We start from the raw sequence: 14,445 nt of genomic DNA, 5'->3' as shown, positions 1-14,445 counted from the left end.
GTCATGCTTTCCCTCCTTTGGCAATCACCACGGATTCGGCTTCCGCCGCCGTGGCCAGACGTGCGCGTTTCTCGTCGATACCCGAGACGCCCTCCCGGCGGCGAAACTCGGCGGCCACGTCCTCGACCGACAGGCCGAAATGCGCGAGCAGCACCATGGTGTGGAACCACAGGTCGGTGACCTCCCACACCAGATGCAGCCGGTCGCCGTCCTTGGCCGCCATGATCACTTCGGCGGCCTCCTCGGCCACTTTCTTGAGGATCGCCTCCGTTCCCTTCTGGTACAGGCTGGAAACATAGGATTGGTCGGGATCGGCCGCCTTGCGTTCGGCGAGCGTCTGGCTGACGCGGCGCAGCACTTCCAAGTCGATCATGAGTATATCTCCTTCGGATCCTTCACCACCGCTTCGACGACTTCCCAAGCCCCGTCGCGCCAGCGGCGGTAGAAACAGCTCCGCCGTCCGGTGTGACAGGCGATGCCGCCCCTTTGTTCGACGCGCAGCAGCAGCGCATCGCCATCGCAGTCGAGCCGCAGCTCGACGAGCTTTTGCACGTGTCCGGAGGTCTCGCCCTTGGCCCACAGCCGGCCGCGCGAGCGCGACCAGTAAACGGCCTGGCCGCGCGCGATCGTCTCGGCCAGCGCCTCTCGGTTCATCCAGGCGAGCATGAGCACCTCGCCCGTGGACGCGTCCTGGGCGATTGCCGGCACCAGGCCGTCTTCGCCCCAGCGCACGGCGTCGAACAGATCTTCGCTCACAGCCGTACCTCCACGCCGGCCGCCTGCATCGCTTCCTTGGCCTGGCGGATGCTGTATTCACCGAAATGGAAGATGGAGGCGGCGAGCACCGCGTCGGCGTGCCCCTCGGTGACGCCTTCGACCAGATGCTGCAGCGTGCCCACGCCGCCGCTCGCGATCACCGGCACGGGCACGGCGTCGGACACCGCGCGGGTGAGTTCGAGGTCGAACCCCTGCCTGGTGCCGTCGCGATCCATGCTGGTGAGGAGGATCTCACCTGCGCCGAGCGCACAGACTTTCTGCGCCCATTCGATGGCGTCGAGCCCCGTGTCGACGCGCCCGCCGTGGGTAAACACCGACCAGCGTCCGGGCGCGACGCGTTTGGCGTCGATGGCCACGACGATGGCCTGCGAGCCGACGCGATCGGCCGCCTCGGCGATGAGCTCGGGCCGCTGTACCGCCGCGGTGTTGATGCTCACCTTGTCGGCCCCGGCAAGGAGCAGCGCGCGCACGTCCTCGAGGCGGCGCACCCCCCCGCCCACGGTCAGCGGGATGAAGACGCACTCGGCCACCCGCGAGACGACCTCGAGCAGGATGGCGCGCTCTTCGCTCGAAGCCGTGATGTCAAGGAAAGTGAGTTCGTCGGCCCCCTCGGCATCGTAGCGCCGCGCGATCTCCACCGGGTCGCCCGCATCGCGCAGCGACACGAAATTGACCCCCTTGACCACGCGCCCGGCATGGACGTCCAGACAAGGGATGACGCGCTTGGCGAGCATCAGGCCGTCCTTTGCGCACTGCGCCGCGCCGCGAGTTCGTCGGCGAGCGCCTGCGCGGCCTTGAAGTCCAGCGTGCCTTCGTAGATGGCGCGCCCGGTGATCGCCCCCATCACGCCGTCCTCCTCGATGGCGCACAGCGCCTCGATGTCGGCGAGCGTGGCGATGCCGCCGCTGGCAATGACCGGAGTGGCACGCAACGCACGCGCGAGCCGCGCCGTCGCCTCGACGTTCACCCCCGAGAGCATCCCGTCGCGGCCGATGTCGGTATAGACGACGGCCTCCACGCCGTAGTCCTCGAACTTGCGCGCGAGCTCGACGACGTCGTGGCCGCTACTGCGCGACCAGCCGTCGATCGCCACCTTGCCGTCCTTGGCGTCCAGCCCCACCATGACGTGACCGGGAAAAGCGACACAGGCGTCCTGCAGGAAACCGGGATGCTTCACCGCGGCCGTGCCGATGATGACGTATTCGATGCCCAGCTCCACGTAGCGGTCGATCGTGTCGAGGTCGCGGATGCCGCCGCCGAGCTGCACCGGCACCTCGCCGTCGATTTCTTCCAGGATGGCCTCGATCGCCGCGAGGTTCTTCGGCTTGCCGGCGAAGGCCCCGTCGAGGTCGACGAGGTGAAGCCGCCGCGCCCCCTGGTCGAGCCAGTGGCGCGCCATGGCGGCCGGATCTTCGGAGAATACGGTGGCCTCTTCCATGCGCCCCTGGCGCAGCCGGACGCATTGGCCGTTCTTCAGGTCGATGGCGGGAATCAGCAGCATGATGTCACAGGTCCCGTTGGGCGGTCTTGGCCGCCGTCGTTGTCACCCGGTGCGGCGAACCGCACCCCCTCCCCTGCGCCGCGCTCATGGAGCCCAGCGCACGAAGCGCTCAAGTAGCGCCAGCCCTGCCCGCCCGCTCTTCTCGGGGTGGAATTGCACCGCCACGAGATTGTCGTGCGCCACCGCCGAGGCGAAGACGACGCCGTAATCGGTGCGGGCGAGCACGAGCGAATCATCACGCGGCGCGACGTAGTAGCTGTGCACGAAATAATAGCGCTCGCCGCTGCCCTGCACCGGCAAGATGGGATGCTCGCGCACGTTCTCGACCCGGTTCCAGCCCATGTGCGGCACCTTGAGATGCGCCTGCCCGGGAGCGAATGCCCCGTCGCGCGGGAAACGCACCACCTCGCCGGCAAAAAGGCCGAGCCCGGCGGCACCGCCTTCTTCGGAGCGTTCGAAGAGCATCTGCAGTCCGACGCAAATGCCGAGAAACGGCCGCTCGCGCGCCGCCCGGAGCACTGCCTCGTGCATCTCCTGGCGCTGGAGCGCCCCCATGCAGTCGGGCATCGCCCCCTGGCCGGGAAAGACGACGCGGTCGGCCTCTTGCACCTCGCGCGGCGTGCGCGCCAGCCGCACTGAAACGCCGGGCGCGACGGTCTGCAGCGCCTTCTGCACCGAGCGCAGGTTTCCCATGCCGTAATCGATCACCGCGATGTTCATGGCCGACTCACAGCACCCCTTTGGTCGAGGGCATCCGCCCCTCCAGACGCGGATCGCGGGCGCAGGCCATGCGCAGCGCCCGACCGAAGGCCTTGAAGAGCGTCTCGCACTGATGGTGGGCATTGACGCCGCGCAGGCCGTCGAGGTGTAGCGTCACCGCGGCATGATTGACGAACCCCTGGAAGAATTCGCGCACGAGATCGACGTCGAAGGCGCCGATGCGCGCACGGGTGAATTCGCAGCAAAAGACGAGCCCGGGGCGGCCGGAGAGATCGACCACCGCGCGCGACAGCGCCTCGTCGAGCGGCACGTAGGCGTGACCGTAGCGGGAAAGGCCGCGCTTGTCGCCCAAGGCCTTGGCAAACGCCTGACCGAAGGTGATGCCGACGTCCTCGACCGTGTGGTGGTCGTCGATGTGCGTGTCGCCCTCGGCGCGGATTTCGAGGTCGATGAGCCCATGGCGGGCCACCTGCTCGAGCATGTGGTCGAGAAAGGGCACGCCGGTGGAGAGTTCGGCGCGACCGTTGCCGTCGAGATCGAGCGCCACGCGCACCCGGGTCTCGAGGGTGTCGCGTTCGACGACGGCGGTGCGGCCCACAGAGGATTCGGTCATGGAAAAGCCGGAGAAACGGAACGTGGTGACCCGCGCATGATACCATTGGGCGTGTCAAGCGTGGCAACCCCGATCCCGAGAAAACGGCGCATGGACGATCGTTACTGGAGCCCTACCGTCAAGCGGCTCACCCCCTACGTTCCGGGCGAGCAGCCCCGAATCCCCGACCTCATCAAGCTGAACACCAACGAGCATCCGCACGGCCCTTCGCCGCGGGTACTCGCCGCCATCCAGTCCGAGCTCGACGAGCGGCTGCGCCTCTATCCCGACCCCGAAGCGACGGCGCTGCGCCACGAACTCGCACAACGCCACGGCGTGGAGATCGACCAAGTCTTCGTCGGCAACGGCTCCGACGAAGTGCTCGCCTTCGCCTTCCATGCGCTCCTGGGTCATTCCGGGCCGATCTGGTTTCCCGACGTCACCTACAGTTTCTACCCCGTCTATTGCACCCTCTACGGGCTGCCTCACGAAACGGTACCCCTGACCGACGACTTCCGCCTGTCGGTCCCTGCCTTCCTGCCGCAGGAGGAGCGCGCCGCCGGCGGCATCGTCTTCGCCAACCCGAACGCGCCCACCGGCATCGCCCTGGAGCTCGACGACGTCGAACGCATCGTGGCCGGCAACCCACAGTGCGTAGTCCTGATCGACGAGGCTTACGTCGATTTCGGGGCGCAGAGCGCCGTTCCCCTCGTCGAGCGTTACCCCAACCTCCTCGTGGTGCAGACCTTCTCCAAGAGCCGGGCGCTCGCCGGCTTGCGCGTGGGCTACGCCATCGGCCAGGCGCCGCTCATCGAGGCATTGCGCCGCGTCAAGGACAGCTTCAATTCCTACCCCCTCGACCGGCTCGCGCAGGTCGGGGCGCTCGCAGCGCTGCAGGACGAAGCGCACTTCGAGGCCATGCGGCTGGACGTGATCGCCACACGCGCCTCGCTCGCCCGCGGACTCGAAGCCCTGGGATTCGAAGTACTCCCCTCGCAGGCGAACTTCGTCTTTGCCCGCCACCGCGAGCGCAGCGGCGCGGAACTCGCGCAGTCCTTGCGCAAGCGTAGGGTGCTGGTGCGGCGCTTCGATCAGCCACGCATCGCCGATTTCCTCCGCATCACCGTGGGCACCCGCGAACAGTGCGCCCGTTTGCTGGAGACGCTTGCCAAAATCCTGGGGGGTTAGCAAGGACAACGCCAAAAATCCATGGAGCACCCTCAAGGCAAAGTCCAAACTGGCGAGCTACAAGATAGAGCATGGCAGAGAAGACGCGATGCGAATTACGAAAGTGCGTTCAAAGGGGAATAAAAGTCATCGTATTTCATTACAAGCCCCTCCTCTATCGGACATATCGAAATCTCTATCCCCAAAAACCCATCTTTTTTCTTTTTTCCATTTCTCAGAAAACCAATAATTCTCCTCAAGCCTCTCATTATAATTTATGTGGGCAAGTGAAGTAATTGTATCAAAAACCTGTCGAGAATAAAAAGGGTAGTCTTTCCTTTTTTCCGCCATTTTTGGTATTTCTTTAAACCTATTTGAATAATTTTCATTCAACCACAACAGACTGGCTACCATAAACTCCGGATCATAATTATGGCCATGCCCAAATTGGGTACACTCTTTCGTAGGCAAAGTTTCCCCATGATCGGAAATGTAAAACATAAATCCAATGCCATGATTTTCTTCCGTATAAGTCTTTATTAGTTCGATTATCTTTGACAAGATATAATCTGTGTACAATATCGTATTGTCGTATTGATTCAAAAGCAAAGGTGGGCCGTTAATTTTTTCGCCTTTTTTAAAGAAGTCGAATTCTTTTGGATATCTATGTTCATAGGGAAAGTGACTTCCAATCATATGCAACACGATAAATTTTTTCTGGGCTTTATCATTCAATATATGACCCAGGGTTTTTATAATTTCAATATCATAATTGCTTTTTCCGGAATAACTGCCCAGATTTGTATACAACAATTTGTCAGATTTTGAGGCATGTATTGATATCAAAGAATCATGAATTCCCAAAGGGGACTGATTTGATATCCAATAAGTCTTAAACCCTGCCTGTTTAAATATCGTTACCAGAGAACCCGCATCCAAAGGGCTCAAATGATTTTTATCCATTTTTCCTGTAAGTATTACAGGAACTGCCAAACGAGTCATGCTCCATGGAGACACCACATTACTAAAACTAAATATATTTTTTATTTTTGACAATTCTGGATTAGTTTGTCTATCATATCCGTTAAGCTGAAAATGGTCAGGGCGAGCAGATTCACCAATAACAAGAACATATATCTCTTGTTCCTCATTGGGAATTTCAATCGATCTAAATGGGTTAAACTTAATTTCATCTATATGGTAAATAGCATTCTCAAGGGCCCTTTTCTCAGAAATATAACCTTTAATTCTAAAAATTATTCCCGTTGGAAAACTTTTAGACAACCTTCTTTCACCAAGTGCAAGCCCACCAGAGGTTAAATTTACATCCTGTGATAAATTCTCTTGAAAATTTTGTTGTTGCAATGCATTTGCATCGGGACTCAAATTAAAGCACACATAATAATATAAAATCAAGGAAAACAAAGAAACGTACAATATTGCTTTTTGCTTTTTACCTTTTGGTATTTTGTTTATTGGAGCTTTTACAGAAACAATAATGGCTATTATAAATAAAATAATACCTACAAATATTTTTGAAATTATACCGTAATAGCCCAACAAACCTGCTGCTTCTTCTATGTTGGATTCTTTAACGACCGCGATGATTTGCGAGCTAGACGGCTCGTTATAATTTAATATATACCAAGATTCAAAAGGAATTATTATGTATAATGGCGACAAAAACAACAAAATCAGCTTTAGGTTTCTTGTAGAAGAAATACCAAAAACTATAAAAAATATCTGCGGTATCGCCGATAAAATAAAAGCCTTTAAATGCTCTTCGCTTTTTATCGAGAAAAGAATATTTGGAATCATTAAAATGAAAAACAAGCATATTATGATTATCCACCATTTGTTTCTCATTTTTTCATTTCTTTGAATATCAACGACAAGACATCTACCAATACACTTGAGTTTCTTGATAATGCAATTGCCATAAACATGATACTCACATTCTATCTTGATGTCTGACAGGCTCGAACGACGTTGCCCCATTTCGATTTGAACGTGACAATTCAGAGGGGAACTGTCCCGTATCTATCCAGATCAACGTACCGAGCGGTATGTCCAAGCTTGAAGTCTAGATAGAGCGCCGTCGCCTCACGCAAATTGGCCAAAGCCTCTTCGATGGTTTCACCTTGGGTCGTCGTTCCGGTTTCAGGGTTGAATACCACATAGCCACCTTCCGGGGCCGGGGTCAAAACGGCGGTCAGTTCCATTGAATCATGCCTCATTCACGTTCATGCGAACGCTACGTGCCCCCATTTTCAAGGAATGATCCGGTACTCCGCCGAACGCGCGTGCGCCGTGAGGCCCTCGCCCCGGGCAAGCGTGGCGGCGATGGGGGCGAGCTTTTGCGCGCCGGCGCGCGACACGGCGACAAGGCTCGTGCGCTTCTGGAAATCGTAGACCCCCAAGGGCGAGGAGAAGCGGGCGCTGCGCATCGTCGGCAGCACGTGGTTGGGCCCGGCGCAGTAGTCGCCGATCGCTTCCACCGACCAGTGGCCGAGAAAAATCGCCCCGGCATGGCGGATCTCGTCGGCCACGGGCTCCGGATCTTCCAGGGCGAGTTCGAGGTGCTCGGGCGCGATGCGGTTGGCGATCGCCACCGCCTGCTCCAGATCGTCCACCCGGATGAGCGCCCCGCGGTGAGCGAGCGAGGCGGCGATCACTTCGCGGCGCGGCATCGTCGGCAGCAGCCGCTCGATGGCCTCGGCCACCGCCTCCAGAAAATCCGCCTGCGTGCTCACCAGGATCGCCTGTGCGAGTTCGTCGTGCTCGGCCTGGGCGAAGAGGTCCATCGCCACCCAGGCAGGATCGCCCGAACCGTCCGACAGGATCAGGACCTCGGAGGGCCCTGCCACCATGTCGATGCCCACCACGCCGAAGACGCGCCGCTTGGCCTCGGCCACGTAGGCATTGCCGGGACCGACGATCTTGTCGACTTGAGGAATCGTTTGCGTTCCATAGGCGAGCGCCGCCACCGCCTGAGCCCCCCCAATCGTGAAGACGCGATCGACCCCGGTGAGGTGCGCCGCGGCGAGCACCAAGGGATTCTTCTCGCCGCGCGGCGTGGGCACGGTCATGATGAGCTCGCCCACGCCGGCCACTTTGGCCGGGATCGCGTTCATCAGCACCGAACTCGGATAGGAGGCGCGCCCGCCGGGGACGTAGAGCCCGACGCGATCGAGCGGCGTCACTTTCTGCCCCAGGCGCGTGCCGTCCGCCTCCTCGATCACCCAACCTTCGAGTTTTTGCCGCTCATGGAAGGTTTCGATGCGCTCGGCGGCCCGCACCAGGGCGTCTTTCTGCTCGGCGGGCAGCGCGGCGAAGGCTTGGGCGAGCACCGACTTCGGCAGTTCCAGCTCGGCCATGTGCGTGGCCGCCAGACCATCGAAACGGCGGGTGTATTCGAGCACCGCCGCATCGCCCGTCGTGCGCACCGCGCGCAGGATCTCATCGACGGCACGGGCGACGGCCTCGTCCGTCTGCGCCTCGAAGGCGAGCAGCGCGTCGAGCTGGGCGAAGAAGTCGGGCTCGCGCACGTCCAGCCGGCGAATGCGCGCGGCGGGCGAATCAGGCGTTTGGCTGGTCATGGAGGGCCTCCGCGAAGGTATCGATGATCGGCTGCACCAAGGCGCGCTTGAGCTTCAGGGCGGCTTGGTTGACGATCAGGCGGCTGGAAATATGCATGATTTCCTCGACTTCGACGAGGCGGTTGGCGCGCAGCGTGTTGCCCGACGAGACGAGATCGACGATGGCATCGGCCAGGCCCACCAGAGGCGCGAGTTCCATCGAGCCGTAGAGCTTGATGAGATCGACGTGCACGCCCTTGGCGGCGAAATGCGCCTTGGCGGTCTTGAGGTATTTGGTCGCCACGCGGATGCGGCTGCCGAGCCGCACCGCCGCGGCATAGTCGAACCCCTCGGGCACGGCCACACACAGGCGGCAGCGGGCGATGCGCAGGTCGAGCGGCTGATACAGCCCCTGCCCGCCGTGTTCGAGCAGCACGTCCCGCCCGGCGATGCCCAGGTCCGCCGCTCCGTACTGGACGTAGGTGGGCACGTCGGTGGCGCGCACGATCAGCAGCCGCACTTCGGGGCGGTTGGTCTCGAGGATGAGCCGGCGCGAAGTTTCGGGATCGTCCTGAGGCACGATGCCGGCGGCCGCGAGCAGCGGCAGCGTCTCGGTGAAGATGCGCCCTTTGGAGAGCGCGAGCGTGATCCGTTCCATGCCTCGATTCTACCGGATGCGGAGCACCTGGGCGCCCAGCGCACCGAGTTTTTCCTCGAGCTGCTCGTAGCCGCGATCGAGATGGTAGATGCGCTCGATGATCGTCTCGCCCTCGGCCTTGAGGGCGGCCACGATCAGGCCGGCGGATGCCCGCAGGTCGGTCGCCATGACGGTGGCCCCGTCGAGCCGCGCCACGCCCGTGACCACGGCGGTGTTGCCGTCGATACGGATATCCGCCCCGAGCCGCTGCAGCTCGACGGCGTGCATGAAACGGTTCTCGAAAATGGTCTCGCGGATGACCCCGCTGCCCTCGGCCACCGTGTCGATTGCCATGAACTGCGCCTGCATGTCGGTAGGAAAGCCCGGGTACGGGGCCGTACGCACGTTCACCGCCCGCAGCCTCGGCGGCGCCTCCAGCGCCACCCAGTCGGGGCCGGTCTCGATGCGGCAACCGGCCTCGGCGAGCTTGGCGAGCACCGCCTCGAGCGAATCGGGGTCGGCCCGGGTGAGCCGGACATGCCCCCCCGTGATGGCAGCAGCGCACAGATAGGTGCCGGTTTCGATGCGGTCGGGCATGACGCGGTGGCGCGCGCCGTGCAGCCGACGCACGCCGCGCACGCGTAGGGTGTCGGTACCGATGCCTTCGATGTCCGCGCCCATGGCCACCAGGCAGCGGGCGAGATCGGTCACTTCCGGTTCGCGCGCCGCGTTCTCGATCACCGTCGTCCCCTCGGCCAGGCACGCGGCCATGAGCAGGTTCTCGGTGCCGGTGACGGTGACCAGATCCGGCACGAGCCGCGCCCCGCGCAACCCCGACGTGGTGGCGTGGATGTAGCCGTGTTCGACGCGCACCTCGGCGCCCAGCGCCTGCAGCCCCTTGATGTGCTGGTCGACCGGGCGCGCGCCGATGGCGCAACCGCCGGGCAGGCTCACGACGGCCTCGCGGCAACGCGTCACGAGCGGACCCAGCACGAGGATGGAAGCGCGCATCGTCTTGACGAGCTCATAAGGCGCTTCGGGGGAAACGATACGCTGCGCCTGCAGCCGCAGGGTCGTCCCCTCGCGCTCGATCGCCACCCCCATGCGCGCCAGGAGCGCGAGCAGCGTATCGACGTCGCGCAGCCGCGGAACGTTCTCGACCTCGAGCGGTTCCTCGGTCAGCAGCGCCGCGCACAAGATGGGCAGCGCCGCGTTCTTCGCCCCGGAAACGGGGATTTCGCCGGCGAGCCGCGCGCCGCCGACGATGGCGAGTTTGTCCACCCTGTTCTCCTTCAGCGCGGCTCGAGCTCAGCGCGCAGACTTTCCCACTCCTCGGGCGTGAGGGTGGTGAGCGCAAGGGCGTGGATCTCCGTGCCCATCGCCGGCCCCAGCGCCTGATAGACCATCTGGTGTTGCTGCACCTTGCGCTTGCCGCGAAACGCCTCGCTCACCACGAGGCCGGTGAAATGCACCCCGTCCTCGCCCTCGATCTGGACGTGCAGACAGGGCAGATGGGCTGCGATGGCCGCTTCGATCGCCTTGGGATCGTACATGTCGGACTCCAGAAAGCTCATTGACGCAATTTGTAGCCGCGGGCGAGCATGGCGAGCGTCAGCGCCACCACCACGGCCGTGGCCGCGAGCGACACCAGCAGACTCACCCAGGGATTGGTGTCCGCCTGGCCGAAAAAGCCATAGCGAAAGCCGTCGATCAGGAAGAAAAAGGGATTGAGGTGCGACACTTTCTGCCAGAAGGGAGGCAGCGCCGCGATCGAGTAGAACACCCCCGAGAGCATGGTGAGCGGCATGACGAGGAAGTTCTGGAAGGCGGCGAGCTGGTCGAACTTGTCCGCCCAGATGCCGGCGACGATTCCCAGCGACCCCAGCAGCAGCGAACCGATCACCGCAAAAGCGAGCGCCCACAGCGGCGCGGCGAGCGGCAGATCGACGAAGACGAGCCCCACCAGGATCACCCCCAAGCCCACGGCGAGCCCCCGCACCACGCAGGCGAGCGCGTAGCCCCAGAAAAATTCCTGGTGCGACAGAGGAGGCAGGAGCACGAAAACGATGTTGCCCGTCACCTTGCTCTGGATGAGCGAGGAGCTGGAGTTGGCGAAGGCGTTTTGCAGCACCGACATGATCGCAAGGCCCGGGATGAGGAAGGCGGTATAAGGCACCTCGCCGTAGGTCGTCACGTGCCGGTCGAGCACGTTGGAGAAGATGAGCAGGAAGAGCAGCGCGTTGAGGATGGGTGCGGCCACCGTCTGGAAGGCCACTTTCCAGAAGCGCATCACTTCCTTGTAGAAGAGCGTGCGGAACCCCGCACCGAAGCATTCAGGCACTTCGCATCACCTCGACGAAGACGCGCTCCAGATCCGGCTCACCCACGCGCAGCTCGCGCACCTCTGCACCCCCCTCGCGCAGACGGCGCAAAAGACCTTCGATGTCGGCATAGTGCTCGAAGGGGATGCGTACCCAGCCATCCTCGCCCGCCACTCCACCCAGGGCGAGCGCCGCCTCGGGACGATCGAGCCGCACCTCGAGCTCATGGGCCTGAAAGCGCGCGAGCAGCCGCTCGGTGGTATCGAGCGCCACGATCCGGCCAGCCTTGAGCATGGCGATGCGATGGCACAGCGACTCGGCCTCTTCGAGATAATGGGTGGTGAGGAGAATCGTATGCCCCTGCTCGTTGAGCTTTTGGATGAACTGCCAAAGGCCGTGGCGCAGCTCTACGTCCACGCCCGCGGTGGGCTCGTCGAGCACGATCACGGGGGGCCGATGCACCAGGGCTTGCGCCACCAGCACCCGACGCTTCATCCCGCCCGAGAGGGTGCGCATGTTGGCCTCGGCCTTGTCGGCCAGCCCCAGGCCGTGCAATAGTTCCTCGATCCAGTCCTCGTTGCGCGTGAGTCCGAAGTAACCGGACTGGATGCGCAGGATCTCCCGCACCGTAAAGAAAGGGTCGAAGACGAGTTCTTGCGGCACCACGCCAATAGCCCGGCGCGCCTGGCGGTAGTCGCGAACGACATCGAAGCCCATGACGCGCACACTGCCGGCGCTGGGTCGCGCCAAGCCGGCCAAAAGCGAAATGAGCGTGGTCTTGCCCGCCCCGTTGGGTCCGAGCAGGCCGAAGAATTCGCCGCGCTCGACGGTGAGGTCTACGCCGGCGAGCGCCGTGAAGTCGCCGAAGCGCTTGACGGCGCCTTGCAAGGCGATGGCAGCGGTCATGTCCCGGCCGACTCCGGCGCCAAGGGCAGCAGGGCATCGACCCCGTAGAGCTGGGCAAGCGCCAGGGCCTGCTGCGGCAGCCGCGCGATCTCGAGTGTGGCCCCGCAACGGCGCGCCCGACGCAGCCATTCGATCAACAGCGCCACGAAGGAAGAATCGCAAGCGCTCACGCCGGCGGCATCGACGAGGACGCGCGATCCGGCAGTGACCCCGTCCGGCCAGCGCTCGAGGAAACCGGTGACACTGCGCAGATCGATGTGCCCTTCGAGCGAGACGCGCATCGTCGGCCCCGTATCGGACATCGTCTTGCTCACCCCTGCTTCGCCGTGTCGGCCGGCATGGTCTCGCCGCGGGCGTTCTTCTCGGCGAGCGTCTGGATGAGCCCGTCGATCCCCTTGGCCTGGATCTCTTGCCCAAAGGTGCTGCGATAGCTCGTCACGAGGCTCACGCCGGCCACGACCACGTCGAACACTTTCCAACCGTCGTTCTTCAGCTCCATCACATAGTCGATGGCGATCGGCTCGCTGCCGGGGCGGATCACCATCGAAGAGACCCGAACGGTCTTGTCACCGGGGGCCATGCGCAGCGGTTTGAATTCGAGCTTCTCGTCGCGGTACTCACGTAGCGCGTTGGCGTAGGTGCGCACCAGCAGCGTCTTGAATTCCTGGGTGAGGCGTTTGCGCTGCTCGGGCGTGGCCTGGCGCCAGGGCTGACCGACGGCGAGCATCGTCATGCGCTCGAAGTCGAAATGCGGCAGGACACGCTGCTCCACGTAGGCGAGCCATTCGTTCATGTCCGCGTCGGTCTTGATCGGATGCTGCTTGAGCTGCTCGATCACCTCGTCGGAGATTTCTTTCACCAGCACGTCGGGGGCTTTCGGTTCGGCCCGCAGGGCCGCCCCCCACGTCAGGGCCAGTAGAGCCAGGCAGGCTGCCAACCATCTCCACATCATCGTCTGCTTCATTGCACATCCTCTCTCATGTCGGGCTCTGGGAAGCCGGATATTCAGTGCGTTCCGCCATTCGAAGCGCCGTTGCCGTCGAAATCTTCATATTTGATCGGTGGGTTGCCGTCGTAGATCTGATATTCCCGCCGCTGGAAGTAGACGTCGCGCATCTGGGCGTACTTGTCGATGATCTGCCCTTCCGTAGCCCGATCGGCCGGCAGCAGCTCGGCCCGCTTGACGACGATCTCGGCCGCCTTGAAGGAATACTTCGCCGCATCGCCTTCGACGTAGGTGGTCGGATCGCTGTAATAATCGACCGGCAGCGCGGCGGTGTCGCGCAGGTTGTGACCACCGAAGAGCGGCAGCACCAGGTAGGGGCCGTCGCCCACGCCCCACACGGCGAGCGTCTGGCCGAAATCTTCGTTGTGTTTGGGAAGTCCTGCCTCGGACGCGACGTCGAGCACGCCGAGCAGACCCCAGGTGGAGTTGAAGGCGAAGCGAACGAGATCGTTCAAGGCCGCCTGGGGTTTGCCCTGCAGCAGGTTGTTGGCCGCGTTGCCCAGATCACCCAGGTTGCTGAAGAAGTTGCCCACGCCCGTCTTCACCGGCGAAGGCAGGACGTTGTCGTAGACCACCGCCGCCGGGCGGATCACGACGGTATCGAGCGCGTCGTTGATCTGAAACATCGCCCGGTTGAAGCCCTCCCAAGGGTCTTTGGGATTGGACGGCTGGCTGGTCGCACAGCCCGACATCGCCACACAGGCGGCGATCGCCGCGATCGCATGGGTTCTCTTGTTCACCTCGTTCCCCTTTCCTTGTTATTTGTTGCTGCCACCTTCGGCCGCCTTGTTGAACAGGAACTGGCCGATCAGCTTTTCCAGCACCAGCGCCGACTGGGTCATCTCGATGCGATCGCCGTCCTTGAGCATCTCGCTATCGGCTCCGGCCGCCAGCCCGACATATTGCTCGCCCAAGAGGCCCGAGGTCAAGATCGAAGCGATCGTATCCTTGGGAAAAGGATAGGCCGCCGAGACCTTCATTTCCACTTCGGCCTGGTACGTCTGCGGGTCGAAACGGATCGCTGCGACCCGGCCCACGACCACCCCGGCGCTCTTGACCGGAGCCTTGACCTTGAGCCCACCGATGTCCTCGAAGCGCGCGCGCAGTGTGATCGTCTCGCCCCGCGTCCCTTCCTCCGAGACGTTGGCCACCTGCATCGCCAGGAACATCAGCGCCGCGAACCCCAGCGCCACGAACGCCCCCACCCACAGATCCAGTATCGCTCGATTCATCGCCACTC

General features: G+C 62.2%; 19 protein-coding genes. 1 reads left to right on the top strand and 18 read right to left on the bottom strand.

The features are described 5' to 3' along the window. Window position 1 precedes the first annotated feature (1 nt). The 6 genes from H607_RS0102415 to hisB all read right to left on the bottom strand — a co-directional run bounded on the left by H607_RS0102415 (window position 2) and on the right by hisB (window position 3,611). Window positions 2-373 carry a phosphoribosyl-ATP diphosphatase gene (locus H607_RS0102415; RefSeq protein ID WP_028874114.1) on the bottom strand — a complete coding sequence of 124 codons (372 nt, stop codon included), beginning with the start codon at window positions 371-373 and terminating at the stop codon, window positions 2-4. Next, window positions 370-756: a phosphoribosyl-AMP cyclohydrolase gene (gene hisI / locus H607_RS0102410; protein WP_028874113.1), complete on the bottom strand. Its 387-nt coding sequence runs from the start codon at window positions 754-756 to the stop codon at window positions 370-372. Before hisI ends, H607_RS0102415 begins: the two co-directional genes overlap by 4 nt. Continuing rightward, window positions 753-1,511, bottom strand: a complete 759-nt coding sequence (hisF, locus tag H607_RS0102405; RefSeq protein ID WP_028874112.1) for an imidazole glycerol phosphate synthase subunit HisF — start codon at window positions 1,509-1,511, stop codon at window positions 753-755. The genes hisI and hisF overlap by 4 nt, the downstream gene beginning before the upstream one ends. After that, window positions 1,511-2,278: a 1-(5-phosphoribosyl)-5-[(5-phosphoribosylamino)methylideneamino]imidazole-4-carboxamide isomerase gene (gene hisA, locus H607_RS0102400; protein WP_028874111.1), complete on the bottom strand. Its 768-nt coding sequence runs from the start codon at window positions 2,276-2,278 to the stop codon at window positions 1,511-1,513. The genes hisF and hisA overlap by 1 nt, the downstream gene beginning before the upstream one ends. An 84-nt stretch (window positions 2,279-2,362) precedes the next feature. Then, complete coding sequence (hisH, locus tag H607_RS0102395) at window positions 2,363-2,998, bottom strand: imidazole glycerol phosphate synthase subunit HisH (RefSeq protein ID WP_028874110.1); 636 nt, start codon at window positions 2,996-2,998, stop codon at window positions 2,363-2,365. A 7-nt stretch (window positions 2,999-3,005) separates the two neighbouring features. Beyond that, window positions 3,006-3,611 carry an imidazoleglycerol-phosphate dehydratase HisB gene (hisB, locus tag H607_RS0102390; protein ID WP_028874109.1) on the bottom strand — a complete coding sequence of 202 codons (606 nt, stop codon included), beginning with the start codon at window positions 3,609-3,611 and terminating at the stop codon, window positions 3,006-3,008. A gap of 90 nt (window positions 3,612-3,701) precedes the next feature. Here hisB and hisC point away from each other — a divergent pair, with 90 nt between their 5' ends. Further along, on the top strand, window positions 3,702-4,778 hold the full coding sequence (gene hisC, locus H607_RS0102385) for a histidinol-phosphate transaminase (RefSeq protein WP_037989247.1): 1,077 nt from the start codon (window positions 3,702-3,704) through the stop codon (window positions 4,776-4,778). A gap of 126 nt (window positions 4,779-4,904) precedes the next feature. Here hisC and H607_RS13040 read toward each other — a convergent pair whose 3' ends face one another. The 12 genes from H607_RS13040 to mlaD form a co-directional block, all read right to left on the bottom strand. After that, window positions 4,905-6,623: a phosphoethanolamine transferase gene (locus H607_RS13040; RefSeq protein ID WP_169393585.1), complete on the bottom strand. Its 1,719-nt coding sequence runs from the start codon at window positions 6,621-6,623 to the stop codon at window positions 4,905-4,907. A 152-nt stretch (window positions 6,624-6,775) separates the two neighbouring features. Next, window positions 6,776-6,979, bottom strand: a complete 204-nt coding sequence (locus tag H607_RS0102370; RefSeq protein ID WP_028874106.1) for a hypothetical protein — start codon at window positions 6,977-6,979, stop codon at window positions 6,776-6,778. Between the two features lie 48 nt (window positions 6,980-7,027). Continuing rightward, complete coding sequence (hisD, locus tag H607_RS0102365; RefSeq protein ID WP_037989245.1) at window positions 7,028-8,356, bottom strand: histidinol dehydrogenase; 1,329 nt, start codon at window positions 8,354-8,356, stop codon at window positions 7,028-7,030. Further along, entirely contained in the window at window positions 8,337-8,993 is a 657-nt protein-coding gene (gene hisG / locus H607_RS0102360) for an ATP phosphoribosyltransferase (RefSeq protein ID WP_028874104.1), read from the bottom strand. The genes hisD and hisG overlap by 20 nt, the downstream gene beginning before the upstream one ends. A 9-nt stretch (window positions 8,994-9,002) precedes the next feature. Then, complete coding sequence (gene murA / locus H607_RS0102355) at window positions 9,003-10,253, bottom strand: UDP-N-acetylglucosamine 1-carboxyvinyltransferase (RefSeq protein ID WP_028874103.1); 1,251 nt, start codon at window positions 10,251-10,253, stop codon at window positions 9,003-9,005. 11 nt (window positions 10,254-10,264) lie between these two features. After that, window positions 10,265-10,546, bottom strand: a complete 282-nt coding sequence (locus tag H607_RS0102350; RefSeq protein ID WP_245563162.1) for a BolA family protein — start codon at window positions 10,544-10,546, stop codon at window positions 10,265-10,267. Then, window positions 10,543-11,313, bottom strand: a complete 771-nt coding sequence (locus H607_RS0102345) for an ABC transporter permease (protein ID WP_028874101.1) — start codon at window positions 11,311-11,313, stop codon at window positions 10,543-10,545. Before H607_RS0102345 ends, H607_RS0102350 begins: the two co-directional genes overlap by 4 nt. Continuing rightward, the gene (locus H607_RS0102340; protein WP_028874100.1) at window positions 11,306-12,199 is read right to left on the bottom strand and encodes an ABC transporter ATP-binding protein; all 894 of its coding nucleotides are present in this window, start codon (window positions 12,197-12,199) and stop codon (window positions 11,306-11,308) included. The genes H607_RS0102345 and H607_RS0102340 overlap by 8 nt, the downstream gene beginning before the upstream one ends. Beyond that, window positions 12,196-12,513, bottom strand: coding sequence for an STAS domain-containing protein (locus H607_RS0102335; RefSeq protein WP_051240573.1), 318 nt, complete (start codon window positions 12,511-12,513; stop codon window positions 12,196-12,198). The genes H607_RS0102340 and H607_RS0102335 overlap by 4 nt, the downstream gene beginning before the upstream one ends. Next, window positions 12,510-13,163 carry an MlaC/ttg2D family ABC transporter substrate-binding protein gene (locus H607_RS11355; protein WP_211218443.1) on the bottom strand — a complete coding sequence of 218 codons (654 nt, stop codon included), beginning with the start codon at window positions 13,161-13,163 and terminating at the stop codon, window positions 12,510-12,512. Before H607_RS11355 ends, H607_RS0102335 begins: the two co-directional genes overlap by 4 nt. Before the next feature lie 41 nt (window positions 13,164-13,204). After that, the gene (locus H607_RS11350) at window positions 13,205-13,945 is read right to left on the bottom strand and encodes an MlaA family lipoprotein (protein WP_037989238.1); all 741 of its coding nucleotides are present in this window, start codon (window positions 13,943-13,945) and stop codon (window positions 13,205-13,207) included. Between the two features lie 18 nt (window positions 13,946-13,963). Then, entirely contained in the window at window positions 13,964-14,437 is a 474-nt protein-coding gene (mlaD, locus tag H607_RS0102320) for an outer membrane lipid asymmetry maintenance protein MlaD (protein ID WP_028874098.1), read from the bottom strand. Between the last annotated feature and the right edge of the window lie 8 nt (window positions 14,438-14,445).

Origin of the sequence: Tepidiphilus margaritifer DSM 15129, assembly GCF_000425565.1 — a bacterium.
GTDB lineage: Bacteria > Pseudomonadota > Gammaproteobacteria > Burkholderiales > Rhodocyclaceae > Tepidiphilus > Tepidiphilus margaritifer.
Note: the sequence above shows the minus strand (reverse complement) of the source record. Positions and strands in the feature narration are given on the sequence as shown.

Bases quoted from the DNA above. Each gene is read 5' to 3' on its own strand.
- H607_RS0102415 (WP_028874114.1), bottom strand. From the start codon at position 373: ATGATCGACTTGGAAGTGCTGCGCCGCGTCAGCCAGACGCTCGCCGAA.
- hisF (WP_028874112.1), bottom strand. From the start codon at position 1,511: ATGCTCGCCAAGCGCGTCATCCCTTGTCTGGACGTCCATGCCGGGCGC.
- hisA (WP_028874111.1), bottom strand. From the start codon at position 2,278: ATGCTGCTGATTCCCGCCATCGACCTGAAGAACGGCCAATGCGTCCGG.
- hisH (WP_028874110.1), bottom strand. From the start codon at position 2,998: ATGAACATCGCGGTGATCGATTACGGCATGGGAAACCTGCGCTCGGTG.
- hisB (WP_028874109.1), bottom strand. From the start codon at position 3,611: ATGACCGAATCCTCTGTGGGCCGCACCGCCGTCGTCGAACGCGACACC.
- hisC (WP_037989247.1), top strand. From the start codon at position 3,702: ATGGACGATCGTTACTGGAGCCCTACCGTCAAGCGGCTCACCCCCTAC.
- H607_RS13040 (WP_169393585.1), bottom strand. From the start codon at position 6,623: ATGAGAAACAAATGGTGGATAATCATAATATGCTTGTTTTTCATTTTA.
- H607_RS0102370 (WP_028874106.1), bottom strand. From the start codon at position 6,979: ATGGAACTGACCGCCGTTTTGACCCCGGCCCCGGAAGGTGGCTATGTG.
- hisD (WP_037989245.1), bottom strand. From the start codon at position 8,356: ATGACCAGCCAAACGCCTGATTCGCCCGCCGCGCGCATTCGCCGGCTG.
- hisG (WP_028874104.1), bottom strand. From the start codon at position 8,993: ATGGAACGGATCACGCTCGCGCTCTCCAAAGGGCGCATCTTCACCGAG.
- H607_RS0102350 (WP_245563162.1), bottom strand. From the start codon at position 10,546: ATGAGCTTTCTGGAGTCCGACATGTACGATCCCAAGGCGATCGAAGCG.
- H607_RS0102340 (WP_028874100.1), bottom strand. From the start codon at position 12,199: ATGACCGCTGCCATCGCCTTGCAAGGCGCCGTCAAGCGCTTCGGCGAC.
- H607_RS11355 (WP_211218443.1), bottom strand. From the start codon at position 13,163: ATGAAGCAGACGATGATGTGGAGATGGTTGGCAGCCTGCCTGGCTCTA.
- mlaD (WP_028874098.1), bottom strand. From the start codon at position 14,437: ATGAATCGAGCGATACTGGATCTGTGGGTGGGGGCGTTCGTGGCGCTG.